Annotated in this window: 8 protein-coding genes and 1 pseudogene; 1 reads left to right on the forward strand and 8 read right to left on the reverse strand. The window is 71.3% G+C overall.

Annotated features, from left to right (window positions below):
* Positions 1–374: 374 nt before the first annotated feature.
* A complete protein-coding gene (locus tag ACXR2U_RS01785) occupies positions 375–989 on the reverse strand; it encodes a TetR/AcrR family transcriptional regulator (protein WP_458823204.1) in 615 nt (204 codons plus the stop codon).
* A 114-nt stretch (positions 990–1,103) separates the two neighbouring features.
* On the reverse strand, positions 1,104–3,011 hold the full coding sequence (locus tag ACXR2U_RS01790) for a collagen-like domain-containing protein (RefSeq protein ID WP_458823205.1): 1,908 nt from the start codon (positions 3,009–3,011) through the stop codon (positions 1,104–1,106).
* 803 nt (positions 3,012–3,814) lie between these two features.
* Between ACXR2U_RS01790 and ACXR2U_RS01795 the strand changes: the two genes are divergently transcribed.
* Positions 3,815–8,002 (forward strand): MBG domain-containing protein, encoded by a 4,188-nt coding sequence (locus ACXR2U_RS01795; RefSeq protein ID WP_458823206.1) that lies wholly within the window; start codon positions 3,815–3,817, stop codon positions 8,000–8,002.
* A gap of 1,389 nt (positions 8,003–9,391) precedes the next feature.
* Here ACXR2U_RS01795 and ACXR2U_RS01800 read toward each other — a convergent pair.
* From ACXR2U_RS01800 to ACXR2U_RS01825, 6 genes and pseudogenes are all read right to left on the reverse strand, one after another.
* Positions 9,392–9,916 (reverse strand): hypothetical protein, encoded by a 525-nt coding sequence (locus ACXR2U_RS01800; RefSeq protein ID WP_458823207.1) that lies wholly within the window; start codon positions 9,914–9,916, stop codon positions 9,392–9,394.
* A gap of 49 nt (positions 9,917–9,965) precedes the next feature.
* A complete protein-coding gene (locus ACXR2U_RS01805; protein ID WP_458823208.1) occupies positions 9,966–15,584 on the reverse strand; it encodes a hypothetical protein in 5,619 nt (1,872 codons plus the stop codon).
* On the reverse strand, positions 15,581–16,606 hold the full coding sequence (locus tag ACXR2U_RS01810) for a hypothetical protein (RefSeq protein ID WP_458823209.1): 1,026 nt from the start codon (positions 16,604–16,606) through the stop codon (positions 15,581–15,583). The genes ACXR2U_RS01805 and ACXR2U_RS01810 overlap by 4 nt, the downstream gene beginning before the upstream one ends.
* A 10-nt stretch (positions 16,607–16,616) precedes the next feature.
* Positions 16,617–17,561 (reverse strand): AAA family ATPase, encoded by a 945-nt coding sequence (locus tag ACXR2U_RS01815; protein ID WP_458823210.1) that lies wholly within the window; start codon positions 17,559–17,561, stop codon positions 16,617–16,619.
* 13 nt (positions 17,562–17,574) lie between these two features.
* Complete coding sequence (locus ACXR2U_RS01820; protein ID WP_458823211.1) at positions 17,575–19,023, reverse strand: S1 family peptidase; 1,449 nt, start codon at positions 19,021–19,023, stop codon at positions 17,575–17,577.
* A gap of 413 nt (positions 19,024–19,436) precedes the next feature.
* Positions 19,437–20,694 (reverse strand): annotated as a pseudogene (locus ACXR2U_RS01825) (IS256 family transposase).
* Positions 20,695–20,906: the final 212 nt, after the last annotated feature.

Below are 20,906 nucleotides of genomic sequence, written 5' to 3' on the forward strand. Positions count from 1 at the left end.
TCACACCCCGACACCGGCTCTTCGGACAGGTCACTCCCGGGCCCGAAGTCAGACTAGAACCCAGCCCGTCGTCGCGCCCTTGACACGAAGAGGCGTCGATCTGGGCGGCCCGGGAGAGACTCGCTGCTGTTGGACGGTCGCGCAGACGGATTGTTCTGTTGACGCGCCTCTGGGGCGGCGCAGACCCACAACGGGCACGCCCTGACTCTTGGTCCACCATGGTGCACACGGTCGACACATGGGGCTCCGGCCACGACGTCCTGAGGGGTGCGAATCGGGCCGCCCACGCCGACCAGGACGGAGGTGGAAAGGACGTCACCAGTCACATACGCGTCTGTGGTGTTGACGCGTTGAGGACCACGAACGTGCGCAGGTCACTCGGCGGCGTCTACGCCTGTGGTCGGCAATGACCCGTAGAGCGTGTGCGTCCAGATGCGCACGAGGGTCTCGCTGACCTGGGCGCGGCGAGCGAACGGACGTTGACCGAAACTGACAAGCAGGTAGTGACGGGTCGTTGCGCTGAGCGCCCGTGACATCTGCGCAGGGTCGGTGACGTCACTGCGCCCGGCTCGGACGTCGCGGCGGATCGCTGCAGTTGTCGCGTCCACGATGGCCTGGGTCAGCGCCTGCCATGCATCGCCCACCCGTGCGTCGATCGGGGCGAGGTCGGACACCGCCTTGAGAACTCGCCCATGACGGACGAACAGGGCGACCAGCTGGGTGAGCCCACGGCGGTGGACGGCCACCGGGTCTTCGGCGGTGCCACCGTCGAGCCACTGGCCACCCGTTTGGTGCAGCTCCGGGCCGAGTTCGCTCAGCATCGCGATCAGCAGATCCTCCCGATCGTCGAAGTGCTGGTAGAAGGCCGTCCGCGACAGGCCGGCCGCCGCCGTCAGATCCTGGATCGTGACGCCGGCCCACTGCCGGGCCTCGATGAGCTCGCCCGCCGCCGCCATCAGGCCGGTGCGTGCTTCCGCGCGACGGCTCACCGGACCGCGCCGAGGTCGCGTCCGGTCCGTCACGCCGTCGTCACCCCCCGCTACCAGAGCCCATCCTGACGTCGGATCCTACTGAGCCGGCGACGGGTGCCGGGTCACCGTCGCTCAGCCACATGAGGTCGAGCGGCATGTGATGTTCTTGGTCAGGTTGTAGGTGTAGGCCGGCACGGTCAGAAGCGTCGAGCCGGGGTTCGTCGATGAAGGCCGGGACACTGTGATGCTGCTGTAGGTGATGGACAGTGTCTCGCCTTCGTTCGCAGGTCCTGCGCCTTGCGTCAACCCGGTGATCGTTCCCGTCACGGTGACCTTCGTGGTCGCCTTGTACTGCGTCGACGCGACGTCGGGCGTGCCGCCGGTCGCCAGGGTCACGGTGACGGTCTGACCTGTGGTGAAGGCACGGAGCAGCGGCATCGTCTTGCCGTCCGCGGCGAGGGACACGACAAGCGGATCGACGACGGTCTTGCCGAGGCCTGCACCCGGCTGGGCCAAGCCCAGATCGTGGCCCACGTGGCGGCAGTAGCCGCTGCCGATCACGTCGAACACGCGGCTGACTCCGGGGGCGTGGGTCGCGGGGCCGTCGATGCCCGACACGGTGAGCCACCGGGTGGTCGACGTGTCGAGACAGGCACCGGTGCCGTTTCCGCCGCCCCGCGCGGTGGTCTGGTACAGGACGGCGCCGTCCCGGGTCAGCGTCATGGCGTTCCACACCAGGCTGATGATGCTGCGGGCCTCGCTCGTGTCGTTGGTCTGGACGTCGTACAAGAATCCGGTGAACTGGTAGGTCAGGCCGCCTGGGCGGGTGCACGGGGCCGTGGCGGCCGTGCAGGTTCCGATGGCACCGAGCTGCACGGTGATCGTCAGCGAGGTGCCGACCAGGGAGTAGTACTCGATGGTGTTGACGGCGGCGCCCAGGTTGAGGTCGAGACCGGCGTAGTTCCACCGGTTGGTCGTGGTGCCCTGGATGCAGAAGGCGCGGCCGTCGAAAACCGCGGACCCTGCGTCGTCCTTGATGGTGACGAGCGGTTGGCTGGCGACGTCGCAGCCAGCCGGCAGGGACGCGACTTCGGGATCGGCGTCGGCCGCGTCCTCACCAGCGGGCCCCTGCGGGCCCGTGGCACCGACCGGGCCCTGCGGGCCGGCGACGCCGGTCGCGCCCTGAGGCCCTGTGGCGCCGGTGTCCCCCTTCTGACCCTGAGCACCTGCCGGTCCCTGGGCACCTGCTGGTCCTTGGGTACCAGTCGGTCCCTGGGCACCAGTCGCGCCCTGCACTCCCTGCAGTCCCTGCACTCCCTGTAGTCCCTGCACGCCCGGGATGCCCTGCGGGCCTTGTGCCCCAGGCGTGGCGACCTGAATCCACCGGGACGTGTCGGACCCCGGCACGGTCGCGGTGTTGTCGGCGACGGCGACCCATGCTCCGCCCGCGTACGTGACCACGCTCGAGGGCGGCCCGACCTGGTACGACGCGCTGCTGGCCCATGGGGTCACGGTGCTCCAGGCGGTGGCGCCGGCAGCGCCCGTGTCACCCTTGGCGCCGGTTGCTCCTTGCGTGCCGGTGTCGCCCTTCTCGCCTTGCGAGCCGGTGTCACCCTTGTCCCCCTGTGCGCCGGTAGCGCCTGCATCGCCCTGCGAGCCGGTGTCACCCTTCTGACCTTGCGCACCCGTGTCACCGGTCGGGCCCTGCGCGCCGGTGGGGCCCTGCGCGCCGGGCTCACCCTTCGCACCGGTGGGGCCCTGTGGGCCTGTCGCGCCCGTGTCCCCCTTGGCCCCAGCTGGGCCGACCGGGCCAGTTGCGCCGGCAGGGCCCGTCGCTCCGGTCGGGCCGGCTGGCCCGGCGGGCCCGGCCGTCGTGTCGAGCACCCAGCTCAGCGCCACCTCGTACTTGCCGCACGGGGTGGTTGCTGGAACCTGCCGCAGTGTGCCGGTCAGGATGTTGAAGCAACCCCGTCCGACGGTCGACGCCCCGGCGGAATCGCCGCTGATGGCGACGACGCCGAAGGCCACGGTCGCGATCACGCCGGCCGCAGCCGCGACTCGCGCGGCACGCGGATGCGCCCAAGAAGAAAACGGAACCCTCACCGCTGACACCCTTCACCCGCTGTGACCATCGTCGAAGCGAGGTGAATGTTGCAGCACTTTGACGCGGTGTCAAACATCGCGTCTAGCGACGTTCTCACGTTGAGGTTGTTGTCCGGTTTGCCACCGCCCGCGGGCCTCGGCACGTGCCGAGCGGTGAACTCCGACCTGGCAACACAGGTGATCTGTTCCGGCTGCGAGAGGCTGGTCATGCCCGTCCCTGACGCGGAGAATCGAGACTGAGCGCAGAAGATGAAGTCGGCGCACCCGAGTGGTGGATGTCAGACGGTCCGGAGAGCGCAGTGATGTGGACCGCCGTCTGAGATGGCTCGGCCGGCCAGGCATCCCAGCGCCCACGACCGTGCGCCAACGCCCCGCTTTGTGCGGCCAGATTGCTGCGGCAGCCGTTGGGCGGCCGGGTAGTGGTCACCGAGTGCGGCGACTCGCTCGCGCCCGAACCTGCCATCCCGCCGCTCTGGCGACTCGGTCGGCCCAGGCGTACCGCACCGCGTGCGGCGCGTTCCGGACGCACGACAGACATCGTGTTTGACACCGCGTCAGAGTTGGCGAGGCTTTTGCGCCGTTTGTGGGAGCGAACTTGTTGAACTCTTGCGCACTCCTTGACGGGCGAGGGGCTGGGAGCGCGCATCCTGTCCAAGCTCACCGCTGCATCGGTGAGTCCAACACGTCGCACGGTGGCTCCCCTGGTGAGCATCGTCGCGCCCTGCCCCCAGAGGACGACGATGGCTGCCGCCCGCTCGACCCACCGCTCAATCCGTCGCCGCTTCACGGTGGCACGCGTCCTCGGCGGGACGGTGGTCGGTGCAGTCGCCGCGGCCGGGCTCGTTGCTGTCGCGGCGCCTGCTTCCGCAGACGTCGCCACACTCAGCCCAGGCGCCGTCCTGGTCGCGGGTTCGTCCATCTCCACCGTCGGAGCCGGCGGATCGCTGACCCGGTACCGGAACGCCGCCGGGTTCGCCGTGGCAGTCGACGGTCTCGGCAACGTCTACGGCCTGGTCAACGTGCTGGATTCGTCCACTCCGCCGAGCGACCCGACCACGATGCCACCTGTGACGATCTACCACCAGGAGGTCACCGAGTACCCCGCCGACGGGAGCGCGTCCGTCGTGATCGGGCGCAGCCCGTCGACCGCAGGGAGCCCGTTCATGAACGGTGGCCTGGCCGTCGATGCGCGAGGCGACGTGTTCTGGTCCGACAACGTCAACCACACGGTGTGGAAGATCGCCGCCGGCACCCGCGCCCTCACGGCGGTGGGCACCGGCTACCGCGGCCTCGCCGGCGTCGCCGTCGACGGGGCGGGCAACGTCTACTTCGCCGAGTACTCCGAGGACAAGGTGTGGCGCAGCACCGGCTACGGCACCGGTGCGCCTGCCGTCTTCGTGACCGGTACGGGGAACGCGCAGGGCATCACCGTGGACGCGACGGGCAACCTGTATCTGGCCGAGCCGTCGAAGCGCGCCGTGGTCCGCATCGGCCCCGGCGGCGCACAGAGCACGGTGGTGTCGGGGTTGAGGAGTCCTGACAGTGGTCTCGACCTCGACGGGGCCGGGAACGTGGTGGTGGTCGACTACTCCAGTGACGGCTACCAGGTGCTCTCGTTCCCGCTCGTCGGCGGGCCCGCCACCGTGCTGGCGACGACCAAGTTCTCCACCTACATGCTCGCGGTCTACCGACCGGCGTCCGCGGCGTTCAAAGCGGCGAGCCCGCCCGGTGGCACCTACGCCTCCCCGTACAGGTATGCGTACGCTACCGGCTCGGATTCCACGACGTTCAGCCGCGCGTCCGGCACCCTCCCGCCGGGCCTGACGCTCGACCCGGCCACCGGAGTGCTGTCCGGCACCCCCACGCAGGCGGGTTCGTTCACGTTCACGGTCAACGCCGTGACGGCGGGCGTGACAGCCACAGCACCCGCGAACACCGTGCAGATCGCGCCCGTCGTGCTGCAGGCGACCGTGGCGGGAAGTCGCAGCTACGGTGGCGCCGACGCGTTCACCGCGACGACCGTCTCCGGGTTCGTCGCGGGCGACACCAGCTCGATGGTGACCGGAACACCCACGTGCCGTACGACGCTGGCCGCGACCACCCACGTCGGCTCCTACACGGGATCGATCGCCTCCTGTTCCGGTCTCCAGGCGCCGAACTACGCGTTCACCTACGTCGATGGCGGGTTCACCGTCGCCCCGGCGGCAGCCACGGTGACCGTCACCGGTGCCCAGACCTTCGGCGGCACGCCCACGTTCGCGGTCGCCGGCGTGACCGGCGCCCCCTCGGTGACCGGCACGCTGACCGGCTGCTCCACGAGCACGCCCGTCACCGCGGCGAGCAACACCTACGCAGGCACCATCTCGGGCTGCGCGGGCCTGTCCGCCGGCTCGGACTACACCCTGCGCTACGTCGACGGCGGCTACACCGTGAACCCCGGGACCCTGGCCGTGACCGTCACCGCGGCGGGCACATACGGCGGCGCGGTCGCGTTCGCCGTGGCGGGGGTGTCGGGACTGGTGAACGGCGACTCGGCCTCCACGGCGCTCGGCGGAGCACTGGCCGGCTGCTCGAGCACCGCCAGCGGCACCGACGCCGGCACCTACGCGACGTCGATCTCAGGATGCGGCGGCCTGACCTCGCCGAATTACACCATCACCTATCGCGACGGCGGCACCACGATCACGCCCGCCCCGCTGGTGATCGTCGCGTCCGACGCCGCGAGCCGGTACGGCAGCGCTCCCGCGGCGGTCACCGCCGCGTACTCGCGACCGGCAGCCGACACCCGTGCGGGTCTCGCCACACCCCCCACGTGCACCACCACGGCCACGGCGACGAGCCCGGTCGGCACGTATCCCACGACGTGCTCCGGTGCCGCCGACCCCGACTACACCTTCACGTACGTCGACGGCACCCAGCAGGTCACACCGGCGCCGTTGAACGTCTCCGTCACCGGAACGGCTCGCTACGGCAGCGACAACGCTGCCTACACCGTTGCTGACTACAACGGTTTCCTCAACGGTGACACCGCCGCCACGGCGGTGACCGGCAACCTGACCGGGTGCACCAGCAGCAAGACGCCCGCCACTGCGGCGGGCACCGTCGCCGGCACGATCACCGGTTGCACCGGCCTGGCCGCGTCCGACTACGCGATCTCCTACATCGATGCGGGCGTGGTCGTCACGCCCGCACCGCTCACCGCGTCGGTCGCGGCCACGCGGGTCTACGGCGGCGCCCCCGCCTTCAGCGTCACCGCGTACGCCGGCCTGGTCGAAGGCGACGACGCAGCAGCAGTCGTCACCGGATCGCTCACGGGTTGCGCGACCTCGACCGCCGGCGCGGTTCCCGGCGTCTACGCCGACGTGATCTCCGGCTGCGGCGGCCTGTCCGCAGCCGACTACACCGTCAGCTACGCCGACGCCGGCACCACGGTGACACCCGCACCACTACTCGTGACCGTCACCGGCGCACGCACCAGGGGTGGCCCGGCGACCTTCACCGCATCCGACGCCACCGGCCTGGCCGGCACCGACACGCTGGCAGGCACCGTGTCCGGGACACCGAGTTGCACGACCTCGACCGCCACGACCGCCGCGGCGGGCTCGTACCCGGGAACCATCAGCGGGTGCTCCGGCCTGACCAGCACCCGGTACACGATCACCTACGCCGACGGCGGTTTCACCGTCGCGCCCAGCGTCCTCGCCGTGACGGTGTCGGCCACGACGGTGTACGGGTCGGGTCGCCCGACGTACACGGCGAACTACGCGGGCTTCGTCGGCGGGGACACTTCGGGTGTCGTGACCGGCGCCCTCCTCAACTGCTGGACCACGGTCGGCGCCGGCAGCAACGTCGGTCGCTACCCCGCCACCGTGTCCGGGTGCAACGGTCTCGTGGCGCCGAACTACACGCTCGCGTACACCCCCGGTGACACGACGGTCACCCCCGCCGCCCTCACCGTGACGGCGTCCAGCGCGTCGATCTCCTACGGCCAGACACCGTTCACACCGACGGCGTCGTACACCGGGTTCGTCAACGGCGACACACCCTCGTCCCTCACCACCCGACCGTCGTGCACCACCACCGCCTCGGCCAGCAGCCCGGCCGGCACGTACCCGACGACGTGCTCGGGAACTACGGGGGCGAACTACACGATCAGCAACGCGCCGGGGCAACTGACGATCACGCCGGCCACCACCACGGTCACGTACACCGGACCGACCCAGATCACCAGCGGCACCGCCTTCGTTCCCAGCGCCACCTCGTCCGGCCCGCGCGGCTGCCCCGCCGGCCAAGCCGTGACCTTCAGCCTCGACGCCGACCCCGTGACAGGAGCCCCTGGCCCGTACGTCATCGCCACCGCGGTCACCGGCGCGACCGGTGTCGCGACCGCGGCCGCGGTGAGGACGACGGGCTGGTCGGTCGGCGCTCGCACCGTCACGGTGTCGACGCCCGGGACCGACAACTGCCTCGCAGCCAGCGGATCCACGCCGGTCGCGGTGGTGACCGCGGGCCAGGTGGCGGTGGGCGCCGGAACGTTCGTCAGCTCCGCGGGTACCACGGCCTTCGCACTCGCCGCGGTGCCGGTCGCCCGGACGACCGGCAAGTACGTCGGCGGCGTGAGTCTGACGACGCCGGGCGCGTGGTGGTTCACCGGCGCCGTCGCGACGTACACGCGTACCGGCGCGGCCCAGGGAACGCTGACCGGAAGCGGGACGCTCTGGTCGTGGAACGCGGCGCTGAACCGCGGACGCGGCGGCTGGGCGGTCGCGCGAACAGGCGTCCCGTTCACCGTCACCGCAGTGGCGACGTCGCGCTCGACCCCCGGCCAGATCGGGGTGCAACTGGGCTACACACCCCCGGCAGGATCGCGACCGCTTCCCTCCTCGGCCCTGACGCCGATCCGGTCAGGCGCCATGACGTTGCTGTGACCTCGTCCTGGTCTGGTTCCACACGCGGGCGCAGAGCGGCCACGGGGGTTGAGTCGCCGTAGCGCGCCCGACAGGCGAAACTCCCTTCCTCCTCGGTGGTGAGGAAAGGACGGTGGAACACGCCGCCCGATTCGCCCCCGGGGGCGCCATCGCCGTCGTCCTCATCGCGGCGGTCACCCCGGCGGCTGTCCGGTGGCGCAACCGGCACCTCCCTAGCCTGGAGTCCCGCCACGTCGGGCCCACCTCGTCGTCCGGGTCACGAAGGCGCCAAGTGCTCCCGACGCGGCCTTGATCATGAAGGCGACATTCCTAGGATCTCGTCCGCTTTCGGGTCCGCATCTGCAGGAACGGGCGTGGTCGACCGTGCGGTGGTTGCGCGTCGCCCACGTGCGGTTCGGTGTCATCCACCGCCGCGGACTGGTCCTCGACATCGACTCCCGGTGGGAGCTGACCGCCCAGTCCATCGTCTTCGGCGACTCCTGGGTGAGGGTCTCGCCGGCACGCACCCAACGACCGGCTGAGCTCATCGCGAGCCAGGTGCATGGAGCCCGCCCCGCTGCTCGAACGACACGTGAGCGTCCAGGACGTGTCTCCGGGTCTGACCTCGACTGAGACGCGAGGCGTGGACCCGTCCCCGACCAGACCCTGGCCTGAACCCTCGTCCAGGTCGGCCACGCCGTCGGACGCACGTCCTGGGGCATCCTGGGCGAGGTCGGCCCGAACCCCGTGCAGTTCGGAGTCGTGCTGCAGCTCGACCGCGAACCCGGCTAGTCCAACACTGCACTCGTCAGGGCCGTCCTGGTGACACCGCAGTCGATGAGTGAGCTGGGGACAGGCCTCGTTGCCGACGGGTTGGTCGCACGCGCCGCCGCCACTCACACCTGCCCGGCCGGTCGCCACCCGGCTCACCACCGCAGATGTCGAGCACCTCCGGGATGCGGTCGCCGGTCGGTGCCGTCGAAGCGTCATGCGCCCTCACCCCCAAGCAGCGTTAGGGGCTCACGGAATTCCCAGGGTGCATCCCACACCGGCTGAGCTCACTTGGTTGGTCCCCGGCGCGTTGCATCACTCGCCGTTTCGAGGGTCGCAGATGCGTCTGGACCGGGCGGCCTGCGTTGGAAGGGCGCGCGGACGCCTCGTTCTGTGCGCCTGACCTCGCCCGCGCCGGGTGTGTAGATCGTTCGATCTGCGCACCTGCGCGTCCCGGTGAGCGGTCCACCATCGGGCATTTGCTCGGGCGGGTCATACGGGACACTTGTAGGCCGGAAGCGACCGTCGGGGACTGTCCCGTATGACGGTCCGCGTGTGCAACAGTCGAATATGTACAAGTCGATGGTGGGTAAACGTCGTTTGAGGGCCGGGAGGACCTCGGCTCGCCGGGCGTCAGGGTCAGGTCGGATACAGACGATCGGCTAGCTCACGGAGGGCGGCCAATTGCGGGCTCACGTCCGCGGCCGGTGCGGGTGCGGGTGCGGGTGCGGGTGCGGGTGGAGCCTCGTCACCGAAGCCGACGTCCGTAGCCAACCCCGACCGGTCGTCCTGTGCAGGAGCCGCCGCGACCGGCGACAGCGTGGCGATCCGGGTGGCGGTGGCAAGTTCGGCCACCTCGGAGCGGTGACGGGCGGTCTCGGCCTTCGCCTGCTCGATCTCATGCCGGGCCGCGTCGGTCTCGGCCGCGGCCTCCTTCGCGTCCTGCTTCGCGTCCTTCGCGGTGGCCTCCGCGGCCGCGACCTGGCCACGTTGGACCTGACGTCCGAAGACCCACCCGATCGCGGTGAACACGACGGCCTCGACCGAGCCGTAGATGTAAACCTTCTTCTGCCAGACCGTGTCCGCGTCGTGCGCCGACGCGAGCATGACCGCGACCAGGGTGATGAACAGCAGCGTGAGGCCGATCGCGAAACCGACCTGCACGCCGACGGGCGCGCCGGTGGCGGTCGGCTCCTCGCCCGGTTCCCTCGGCTCACTTTGCCCGGCGGGCGGCGTCGGGGTCGATCCGGCGGGGGGTGCGTCGTGGGGTCGGTCCGGCGGTGATGCGGGTGTCGACATCGTCGGGTCCCTCCTGGCCTCGATAGGTGACGGTGACGGGTTCATCGCCGGGTTCCGAGGAGAGACTCGCAGATTCCGGCAAGCTTTGGAACGGTGAAGCATCGGCTGCCGGGCGCGCGGTCACGGTGATCTCGAACGGCAACGGGTCGGCCCGCGCGCGCGTCACCACCTCTAGATCGACCGTGACGACCCACGGCCGCCGGTCGTCCGTCATCGGCGGAAAGGCCAGCCAGACGTGAAGATCCACCGGTCCGGAGTCAGCAGAATGCCGGTACGGCGTGAGCAGTCGCCCGTCGACATCGAGCGGTTCGGCGAACTCGGCCCGTGAGTCGAGGCTGACGACCGTCGAGCGCGGACGCTCCGGTCGATCGACGGTCACGGTGATCCGGCGGACCTCGAAGCCCACCGCGGACGTGAGCTGCACACCGAGCCGCACCGACGTCTGCTCCGGTTGCGGCTCGACGAGCAGGGCCGGGCGCCCGGGCAACGCTTCGACCTGGAGCACGTCACGGGCGAGCGGCTCGAATTCGAATCCCTCGACGTCGAGGAGCCACAACAGGCCGTCGGCGGTGCGGGCGTACGCCCGCGCTCCGGCTCCCGGAATGCTCGCGACAGCTGTGAATCCGGTCGTGTGCACGAGGCGGCCCAGCTCCGTGCCGTGGTCGGCGTCCCAGAGTCGCAGCGTGCCGTCGGCAGACGCGGCGAGTACCCGCCCGGCGACGGTCGTTAGTCCTTCGACTTGGTCGTCGTGCCGGCCGACGGGCACCGGCGCCGTGGCGTGCGACGCCCAGCGCAACACGGCGCCATCCTGGGTCCCGATCACGAATCCCGAGCCGTGGGCGGCGAGCGCGGTCACCGGCGCCGGCCCGAGGGTGGCGTCCGCCGACAGCGTCCCCTGTCCGTCGAGGACGACCACGCGACCGTGATCAGTGCCGACCGCCACGGTCTCGCCGTCGGGCGACATGGCGACCGCCGTCGGCTGCTCACCGCGTCCGAGCAGGTTGCCGACAGGGAAACGTGGGCCTTGGCTTGGATCGAAGCGGTCCAGCCGGCGGACCTCCGCCGCTGACACGGCGACGCCGCCGCCGTTTGTTGAGTCGGAGGCCATCGCCAACAGCTCGGACCAGCCCCGCGTCGAGTCCTCCCACGTGTTCGAGCCGTCGGGAAGGACCGTGACCAGCCCACCCCCCACGAAAGCGAGTGCGCGCGGCGGCGTCGACGTCGTCCGCGTCCACTCACCGTGGCCCGTCGACTCGCTGCGCCAGACGCCCGACGGCGCTCCGACGGCGATCGCACCGCCGGGATCATCGACGGCGAGGCAGCGCAGCGCTGCGTTGTCGTCGTCACCTGCGCCGGTGGGCGGCGCGAACACAATCGAAGTGCCGCCGTCGTGCACGACCCGGACCGAAGGCGGCAACACTCCTTCCACGACGAGGGCCTGCACGCCGCGCGGCACGGCGACGGCGCCGTATCCACGCCCGGTCGCCCACCAGCGCAGCAGACCGTCGTCGTGCCAGGTTGCGACCAGTTCGCCGACGGCGACCGCCAGTCGGACGCCGGAGCCGGACGTGACCCAGTGCTCGGTGGTCACTTGCTGGCCCCGGCCGACCGACGAGGCGACGATAGAGCCGTCCGCGGCGCACGAGACGACCGTGCCGTCGAGGAGGGAGACTAGGGCGGTCGCGGCGGCCGCGTGGGCGAACGGCGGCGCGAGGGGAACGGGTTTGGACCCGGGAGCCGCGGACCACCAGCGCACCTCACCGGTGGCGTCGGCGCTAACGAGGTGGAGCCCGGTCGTTGTGAGGAGTCGCACCGGACCCCGGTGGCGCAGCACGTGCGTCGGGCCCCATCCGCCGGGCGACCACACGCGCACCGTGCCGTCCTCGCTCGCGGTGGCAACGCGCGCCCCCGGCGCGGCGCCCACCGAGGTCACCGCGGCGCGGTGCCCGGTCAGCCGCGACACGGGTTCGGACCGGTCGCCCGGGGATACGCACGTGACGACGCCGTCTCGGCCGCCGACGACGACGGTGCCCGCGACCACCCCCACACAGCTCGCCGGAGCCCCCAGGTCGTAGGTAGTGGGAGGCGGTTTGCTCTCGCGCGAAAGGCCAAACGTGCGGACCGTGCCGTCCGCGCCACCGATCAAGAGCACGGCTCCGTCGGGGGAGAACGCGATCGCCAGGACCGGACTCGGGTGCGTTAGTCGCGTCAGCTGCGCTCCGTCGGGTACGGCATAAAGCGTCACGAGGTCCCCGACCACGGTCGCGAGAAGCGTGCCGTCTGGCGAGAACGCGAGGGCCCTGACCCGGTAATGCGGCCCAATCCGGAGGGAAGGGTCGCTCACGGGCGCGCCCGTCGATACGGTGTTGGCTCGGACCTCCCCGTCCGAGACGCTCTGCAGTTGGATCGCGCCATCGATGCGTCCGATTGCGAGCAACCCGCCGGCGGACATGGCCACGGCTGACACCTGCCAGCCGACCTTAATCATGTTGAGCGCTCGGCCCGCGCGGGCATCGAAGATCATGACCGACGAGCCCGACCCGACCGCAACCGTGTCGCTGTCCGGCGCGAATGCCAAGGCCTCGGAAGGCTGATCCGGCATCAGTAGGGGCTCGCCGTCCGGGCGTCCACCCTCGAACAGTTGGACGCGACCTTCCGCTGTCACCAGCACCGCCCGCTCGCCGTCCGGACTGATCGTTGCCGCCTGCACATCCGAGGTGTCGGCCGATGCCCACGGGGTGGTCCCGCCGGACGTCAGGTCGATCAGCACGGCATGGCCCTTCCCGTCGACGGCGAGCAGGGAGCGGCCGTCTGCGCGGAACGCCAACGCGAGCACCGGCTCTCGGAGCGCGGCGACGCTGCTCGCCGTCGCGCCGTCCCCCATCAGCAGCTCGATCGTGCCGTCAAGACGTCCGACCGCCACTGTGTCGAGGTGGCTGAAGGCGACCGCAGTGACGCCGGCGTCTGACGACGTGGGCGGGTCGTCGAGCGGGGTGATGACCAGCTCGTCCGCGCCCGTGCGGGGAGCCCGCAGCACGACGAGCCGGGTCGCGTCGGTACCGATTCCCCGGTCCGGAGGCGTTGGGCTGACGCCGCGCGGCACTCCGACCACAGCGGCGAATCCTTCGCCGGCGGCGAGCATCGCGGCATCAACGGTCGCAGGCACGGGCAGGGGGGCCCGGCCGTCGGCGAATGTAACGGCGCCTCGCTCCAGCCACGAGCCCGTGCCGGTCGTCAGGACCGAGTCGGCGGCGCCGCGGTGGAACTCGTTGGGCGCAGGAACGGGCGTAGCGGACCGCACCGCGAGCGGGGGCGGCCACGCCGGGCGGAGCCGGCCGGCCCAGCCCTCGCCCTCGCGGCGGCGCAACTCATTGATCACGGCGTCGGCGAACTGCTCCGATGGCACCTCGCCGAGCGCGGTGACGACCGACCGGGCAGCGTCGGCGACCGGCGCGAAACCGGGCCAGTGCGCGATCGCAGCCAGATCGGCGACCGCGGCCGCGACACCGTCCTGGCCCGCCCGGCCGTGCAGGAACGTCGCGCTCCGCCAGAACGACCGCTGCTCCCCGACCTGCTGCCCGGCCCGCTCGGCGGCCAGGGCGTGGGCGACCCCAGAGCCGAGCTGGTAGCGGCTCGGCCCACCGTCGTTCCGCAGAGAGAACGCCGCCGCGGCGGCGTGACGCTGGTGCGCCCGGGCGAGGGAGTCGGCGGTCCCGGAGGCGAGCGGGCCGGCCAACGCGTCCGCCAACCCCGGAGCTCCGCGCAACGGTGTGGGCAGCCAGCAGCCGTCGGCGCCCTGCGCCGCGCCGTCCAAGTGCACGAGCCCCGAGCTGGCCGCCGCGGCAAGGACCTCGGGGAGAGCGACGATAGATTCCAAGAGCGCGATCTGGGCGAGGTCGGCGACGGTGAACCCCGGCCCGGCGACGGCGACGTCGGTGAGCCATTCGCGCGGCCTCGAGCCACCGCCGAGCCCATCGACCCGCTCGTCGAAGCCCGGTATCAGTGTCGGTGGCGCATCCTCGACGTCGATGTCCGGCCCCGGCTGGGTGCGGATCCAGTCGAGCAACCTCTGCAAGCGACCGGGATTTTCCGAGGCGAAGATCGACAGCGTCGACCGGTCGACGATCCGGGTGCCGACCGGCAGGGCGTTGACCGCCACCTCGATCATGGCCGAGCACACCCGCGCCGCGCCGTCGTCGGTCTGCATCGTCAGCAGGTCACGACCGCCACGGTCGCGGGTGCCGATTCGGCCGGTCGCGACCACCCGCAGGTCCGGCGCCAAGCCGCTCGTCACCCCGTCGATCAGCGCGCGGGCGGCCGGAACCGAGTCCACCGGCAGGTCGTCGAGCAGGACCAGCACCCGGTCGTGGAGGTCGAACCCGATCGTCTGGGCCACGAGCGACGCCCGCACCAGCTCCGGGTCGTCCCAGGACGCCACGACGCCGAAGAAGTGTGAGATTACGCGCGCACCCGACTCGACCTGGCTGCGCGCGAACGCGCAGGCGAGGGTGGTCTTGCCGGTACCCGGCCCGCCGAGGATCAGTTGGTGTCGCGCGTCGACGGCGGCACTGCGGAGCCGCCGCAGATCCTCGTCCCGGCCGAGACACACGGGGTGTCGGGCCCACTGCGCGCCGAAGTCGAAACCGCCGTCGCGACCGGACGGTGCGGTCGGGTCGGATAGCCTCACCCCGACCCCGGCGAGCGTGCGCACGTCGACCCCGCCGGCCGCGACCGCCAACCCGGACCGCTCGCCCTCGGCGAACCGCAACCGGGTCGACCGCGGACCTGTGTCGTCGGTCCAGTCGACGTCGAGGACGAGCGGGTCGGTGCGTGGCAGTGCCAGCACGGTGTCGGCCCCACGGTTTACGTCGAGGCGCCCGGACCCGAACTGGACGGCGACGGGCACCGTCTCGGTCGTGGCCGCGAGCAGGTAGGGCAGCCAGCGGTCCTCGACCACCGGGTCCGTCTCCGGCACCCGCCCGCCGAGCTGCAGGGTGGCCGCGCATGCCGCCGCCTGGGCGGCGTCACCGGTGACGGCGTCCGGGGGCAGCCGCGCGAGCACGGACAGTAGCCACCGCGCGATGCCGGTGCGCTCGCGCTGAGTCGTCGCGTGCGACGTCAACTGGTTGACCGACGCGAGCACCAGCTCCCGGGCGCGGTCGTCAGGGGCGTCGCCCAGACCGACCCGGGCGAGCTGCTCGGACAACCGCACCGACCAGCCGGAGTTGGCGTGCGCTGAGTCGACCAGGTCAAGGGCCCGCTCGCGCAGGCCGTCGAACCGGGGCAGTCGTAGCTGGCGGCTCAGCTCATGGACGGCATCGGCGCGCAGGGAGAACCCGTTCACCGACGCGGATCCCGCGAGCGGGCTCGACCAGAGATCGGTCTCGGCCGCGACGTCGGCTTTCGGGAGCAGCAACCGGAGCAGTCGCAGCAGGTGGGGTTCGACGACGACCGCCACCGCGCAGAGCGCAGCCAGATCGGCGGCTTCGGGGTTGCGTGCGCGCAACGCCTCAATGTCGTCGAGCGAGGTCACGATCGCGATCGTTCCGTGCGGGCCGCGCGGCGGGCGGCGATCGCGCAGTCACGCACCGTCGTCGCACGGTCCCAGTGCACGACGGCCAGCACGCGCCGGACCGCTGCCGGCACGCGGTGCGGTGGGACGGGCACTAGGGCGACGACCGGGCATCGCGCCTCGTGACACAGGCGCACGAAGCGTTGCCAGTCGGGATTGAACCCGTCCGGCGTGAGCAGACCGAGATCGCTGAGGACCACGATCGGGCGCGGGGTCGTCGGTGGCCGGTAGGGCCGCCACCCCCAGATCGGGCCGCGACCGGCGCCAGGCTCGGCGAGCGGGCTGCCCCGGAAGCGCAGCACCTGCAGGCCGTCGGGGCCGGCGATCTGTTCGACGGTTCGCCGGATCCGTCTCTGGTCACGATCGAACGGCGTCATCGACGGCCCCAGGTCGACGAGCAGCTGCAGCCCCCGCCGCGTCGTGGTCCGGGTCAGCTGCGGCAGCGACACGAGCGGCCGGCCGACCACCAGGGCGTCGACGATCGCGGCGACGTCGAGTTCACCGCTCGGTGCCCGCGCGCTTACCACGGCGCCCACGACCGCCCGCTGACGGCTCGGCGCGAGCAGGTCGGACGCGGGCAACGTGGACGGCGCCACGGGCGGACGGAGCACCTCGGCGAGCTCGGGGAGCCGCACCGGCGACGTCGCGGGCGAGCGGGTCGGCAGTTCGTCGACCGTCGCGGGTGTGCGGACCGGCGCCGGCTCGCCAGCCGGCGTGGAGGGCTCGACCCGGACCGCTGCGGCGGAGCTCGGACGGCGCGGTGCGCTCGGCCCCGGTACGGCCGCCGCCCGGGCCGGGGCGGGCGGGATCGGGCCGGACGCGGCGAGGGTGGACTGCAGCCCCAACACCCGCAGGATCTCGGCCGTGGTCTCCGCGTCGGGCTGCAACGCATCCAGCGCCCGCGCGGCGTCGGCCGCCCAGATCCGGGGCGCGCGGGCGGTCGGCGGTGGGCGCTCGTCGGGTTCGACGCGGTGGTGCGGCACGGCGGAGGCGTTACGTCGTCGCCGGCTGCGGCGCGGGCTTAGTGAGCAGGAGCTCTGCCAGCTGCGCCCACTCAGCGGTGTTCGGCGAGGTTGCGAGCGTCGAACAGGCCGCGACCGCGTCGAGCAGTTCGGCCACGCTCGGCGGGATCTCGTTGGTCGCGATCCGCTCCTGCCGGACGGCGCGGTACGACGTCAGCAGGGTCGAGACGAGGACGGGGTCGGCCTCCGGGAAGTGCAGCCGAACGATAGCCCGCAGCCGGTCGTCGCTCGGTTCGCGCAGGGCGAGCACGACGCACCGGCGCAGGAAGGCCTGCGGCAGATCGCGTTCCTCGTTCGTCGTGATTACGACCAACGGGGGTCGCTCGGCCTGGATCGTCGTCCCGTCCTCGAGCTGGAACTGGAAGCTGCCGAGCGGGAGCAACAGATCGTTCGGGACGTCCGGGTCGGCCTTATCGATCTCGTCGACGAGCACGACCGCGTGCGGCGACAAATGCGGTCCAGCCGGGTCGCGCGCCAGAGTGAGCGGGCCCGTGGCGCCGCGGCGGGTCGCCGAATCGCGGTCGAACGCCCACCACAGCACGCCGGGTGTCACGTACTCCGACCGCGGCCGGAGCTGGCCCGGCCCGGCCTGGGCGTCCGCGAGGCGGGCCACCGTGTCGAACGTCCACAGCAAGTCGCGAGCCGTGCTGCGCGACGACACCGTCACGGCGTACAGCCGCCATTCCAGGTGCGCGGCGACGCTGCGGGCTAGCGAGCTCTTCCCCGTTCCCGGGTCCCCGCGGACGAGCAGCGGCCGGCCGGCGGCGAGCGCAACGTTCACGGCCAGGACGATCGACTCGTCGTACTCATAGACCGGCGCGTGCGACGGTCCCGGGCCCCCGCGGTCACCGAGGCGGAGCGGGCCGGCCGCGGGCGCCGACGGACCGTGTGGATCGAACAACTTTATATACGCCATCGGCAATTCCTTCTCAGAGTCCGAACCGAGTGAGCACCTGCACCGCGGCACCCTCGACCCGTCGGTCGACGGCGGGCAGGACGTGCATGACGAACTCGGGCAGGTCCGCGACCGGCGGATCGCGGTAGCTGCTCATGAACAGCAGCGGCGCGAACGCCTCACGGAGCGCGCTGAGCAGTTCGACGTCACCGAGGAAGGCGTGGTCGAGGACGATGACAAGGTTCTGTTCGCGGGCCCGGGCCACGGACTCGGGCCGGAAGGCGTCCCAGTCCTCGTCGTCGTAACCGAGGGCGCGGCCGAGGATCCGGCTGATGGCCTCGGCCATCCCGCCGGGCAGGCCGCCCGGGTCCGTCTCGGCCGTGATCGGCGGCAGTGCCACGGGGTCGACCCGGGTGCACAGAGCGCGGCGCGCGAGATGGGTCCCGGTGCTGGGGTGCCGGCTGGCCAGGGCCACGATCTTCGGCGCCGTCTGCTGCCACTCGGCCCTGACCGCCTGGGCTGCCTCCGACGGGATCCACCACGACAACGGTTCGTCGTCGACGGGGACGCAACAGCCCACCCGCCAGAGGATCTTGCGGGTGAGCTGGTCCTCGAGGTCGGCCTGGCGCAGGACGCCGCTCAGCTGGACGAGGGTGAGCCGGAACAGGGCGCGCCCCACCCACCGCGGGTCGTCCTGGTCGGCGGGTCTCGGTGCGAGCATGCCGGCCTCCCGTAGGGCCTGACCCAGTGGCGCGGCCGCGCCCGGGGACTGGATGTCCTTCACCACCAGCCTGGGCAGGGGTTCGAGCGTCACCTGTTCCCGCTCGAGGGCCTCGACAGTGTCGTCGTGCTCGGCACGGTTCGCCGCGAGCAGGTCCTCGGTCGCCAGCACGCCGACGGCGGCGGCGACGGGGATGGCGATTCCACCTTCGCGCTGCTCGGTCGTCGCCAGGGTTTGCTTGACCATGGCGCCCACCAGTCCGGTTTCGAGATCGAGCACCGGCCCGCCACTCTGGCCGTCGGCGATCCGGCCGCCGACGAGCTTGACGAACTGTTCGTCGTCCGAGACCGGGCCCGCGGACGTAACAACCGCGCTGTCTGGCTCGGGATGGCCGGCACGGACACTGCTGAAGCCGTAAATGTATAACCGCGCACCCACGGGCGGCTCGGTGTCGGTCAGGGCGACTGTGGGGTGGGACCCGAGACCTGTGACGGCAAGGACCGCCGCGTCGGGGAACCCGACGGCGCCGGTGGTGGGCAGCGCGGCTGGCGCAAGGCCGAGCACCGTTGCGGGGTACGTGCCTCCCTGCCACTCAACCTGCAGATCGGAGTGCCGCCGGACGACGTGGGCGCACGTGAGCAGCCGACCCTGCGCGACGAAGAAGCCGGACCCGAGGCGTTCGACCGCTCCGGTCGTGGCACGCCGCGATACCAGAACGGTCGCGCTGCGCACGAGTTCCGCCGCGCTGCTCCCGGTCCGCACGCGGGCCCGCCTCCCTCGGTTGGACGAGATCGTAGCGTCCGGCGGGAGCTTCTGGTCGGCGGTCAGCCCGGGCCGTTGATGGCTCCGCTGCGAGCGGAACGGCTTGGACTCCATGCCGTGTGTTTCGTGGTCGGGGGCCTGCTCGTCGGTGTCGGCTACATCTAGCTTCAGCCGGTCGAGGAGACCATGTCGGAGCCGTGCCCATGCGATCCGCTACGGGGGGCAATTGCTGGGCGTTGCCTGCCAGAGGTGCAACGAGACCAACCCGTCGGCGAACGTCTGCGCGTCGGCGCTGTTCTCAAAGCTTGCACGACGCTGCTACGGGGACTATTCACAGACAATGTAGTCCAGACGGGGTGACGTCCCATCGCGTGGTGTAACTGGTGGTGATGGTCAGCGATGTTGCTGGTCGATCATGCCGTGAGCAGTGCCGGTGTTGCCACCTCCTTCGTGTTGGTGGCGGCGGGGGTGAGCAGGGCCATGGAGCCTTCGGACAGGTAGCGGCGTTCGGCGACCTGCCATTCGTCGTGGGTCTCGACCAGGACGGCGCCGGCCAGGCGCAGCAGGGCGGCGGGGTTAGGGAACACGCCGACGACGTCGGTGCGGCTTTTGATCTCCTTGTTGACCCGCTCGAGGGGGTTGGTCGACCAGATCTTCTTCCAGTGCGCGACGGGGAAGTCGGCGAAGGCGGTGACGTCGGGTGCGGCGTCGCGCAGCATCGTCTCGACCTTGGGGTGTTGTTTGCCGAGCATGCCGGCGATGACGCCGAGCTGCTCGCGGACGTGGGCGGCGTCGGGTTGGGCGAAGATGGTGCGGACCGCGGCGCCGAGCATCTCGCCGTGGCCCTTGGGGACCTGGGCGAGCAGGTTGCCGCAGGAAATGCACCCGGCACCGCTGCCAGGCGGTGCCAAGCAGCACCGAGCCGATGGCGGCCTTGAGTCCGGCGTGGGCGTCGGAGATGACCAGCGCGACGCCGTGCAGCCCGCGGGTCTTCAACGAGCGCAGGAACGCCGTCCAGAACGCGCCGTCCTCACTGTCGCCGACGTCGAAGCCCAGCACCTCTCGTCGGCCGCCCGCGGACACGCCGGTGGCCACCACGATGGCCTGGGAGACGACCCGGGAGCCCGCGCCGGTCTTGGGGTCGCCGCCGACGCGGGCCTTGCAGTAGGTGGCGTCGAGGAACACGTAGGGGAACGCGACCTCGGTCAGGGTGCGGTCACGGAGCGCGGCGACGTCGGTGTCGAGTTCTTGGCAGATCCGCGACACTTCCGACTTGGAGATCCCCGTGTCCGCCCCGAGCGCCCGGACCAGGTCGTCGACCTTGCGGGTGGACGTGCCGTGCAGGTAGGCCTCCATGATCACCGCGAACAGCGACCGGTCCACCCGCCGCCGCCGCTCCAGCAGCGACGGGAAGAACGACCCCGCCCTCAGCTTCGGGATCTGCAGGTCCAGATCACCGGCGATGGTGGTGATCGTCTTCGGGCGGTGCCCGTTGCGCTGGGCGGTGCGGGCATCGCTGCGTTCATGCGGGCCGGCGCCGATCACCGAGCTGAGCTCGGCCTCGATCAACGCCTGGTAGATCGTGGTCGCCGCCGACCGAATCCGGTCTTCGACATCGGCGCCCTTGAGCACCTCGAGCACCTCGAGCAGGGCAGACTGGTCCAGAGCCATCGCGTGATGTGACCTTCGGTCGAGTCCATTGGCGTGAACTCGCTGACCATCACACGATGGCTCCTCGCACGTGGACACCCACGCCGTCAGAGCCGAGTTACACCACGACCTGAGACCTCACCCCGGACGGCCGTTGTGGCGTGACGCGGCTGCCAGAAGCCAGGTCTCGTCATAGCGGCCGGGATATGGCGGATAGGTGATGTGGACGTCTG

It is taken from the genome of Jatrophihabitans sp. YIM 134969 (assembly GCF_054456675.1).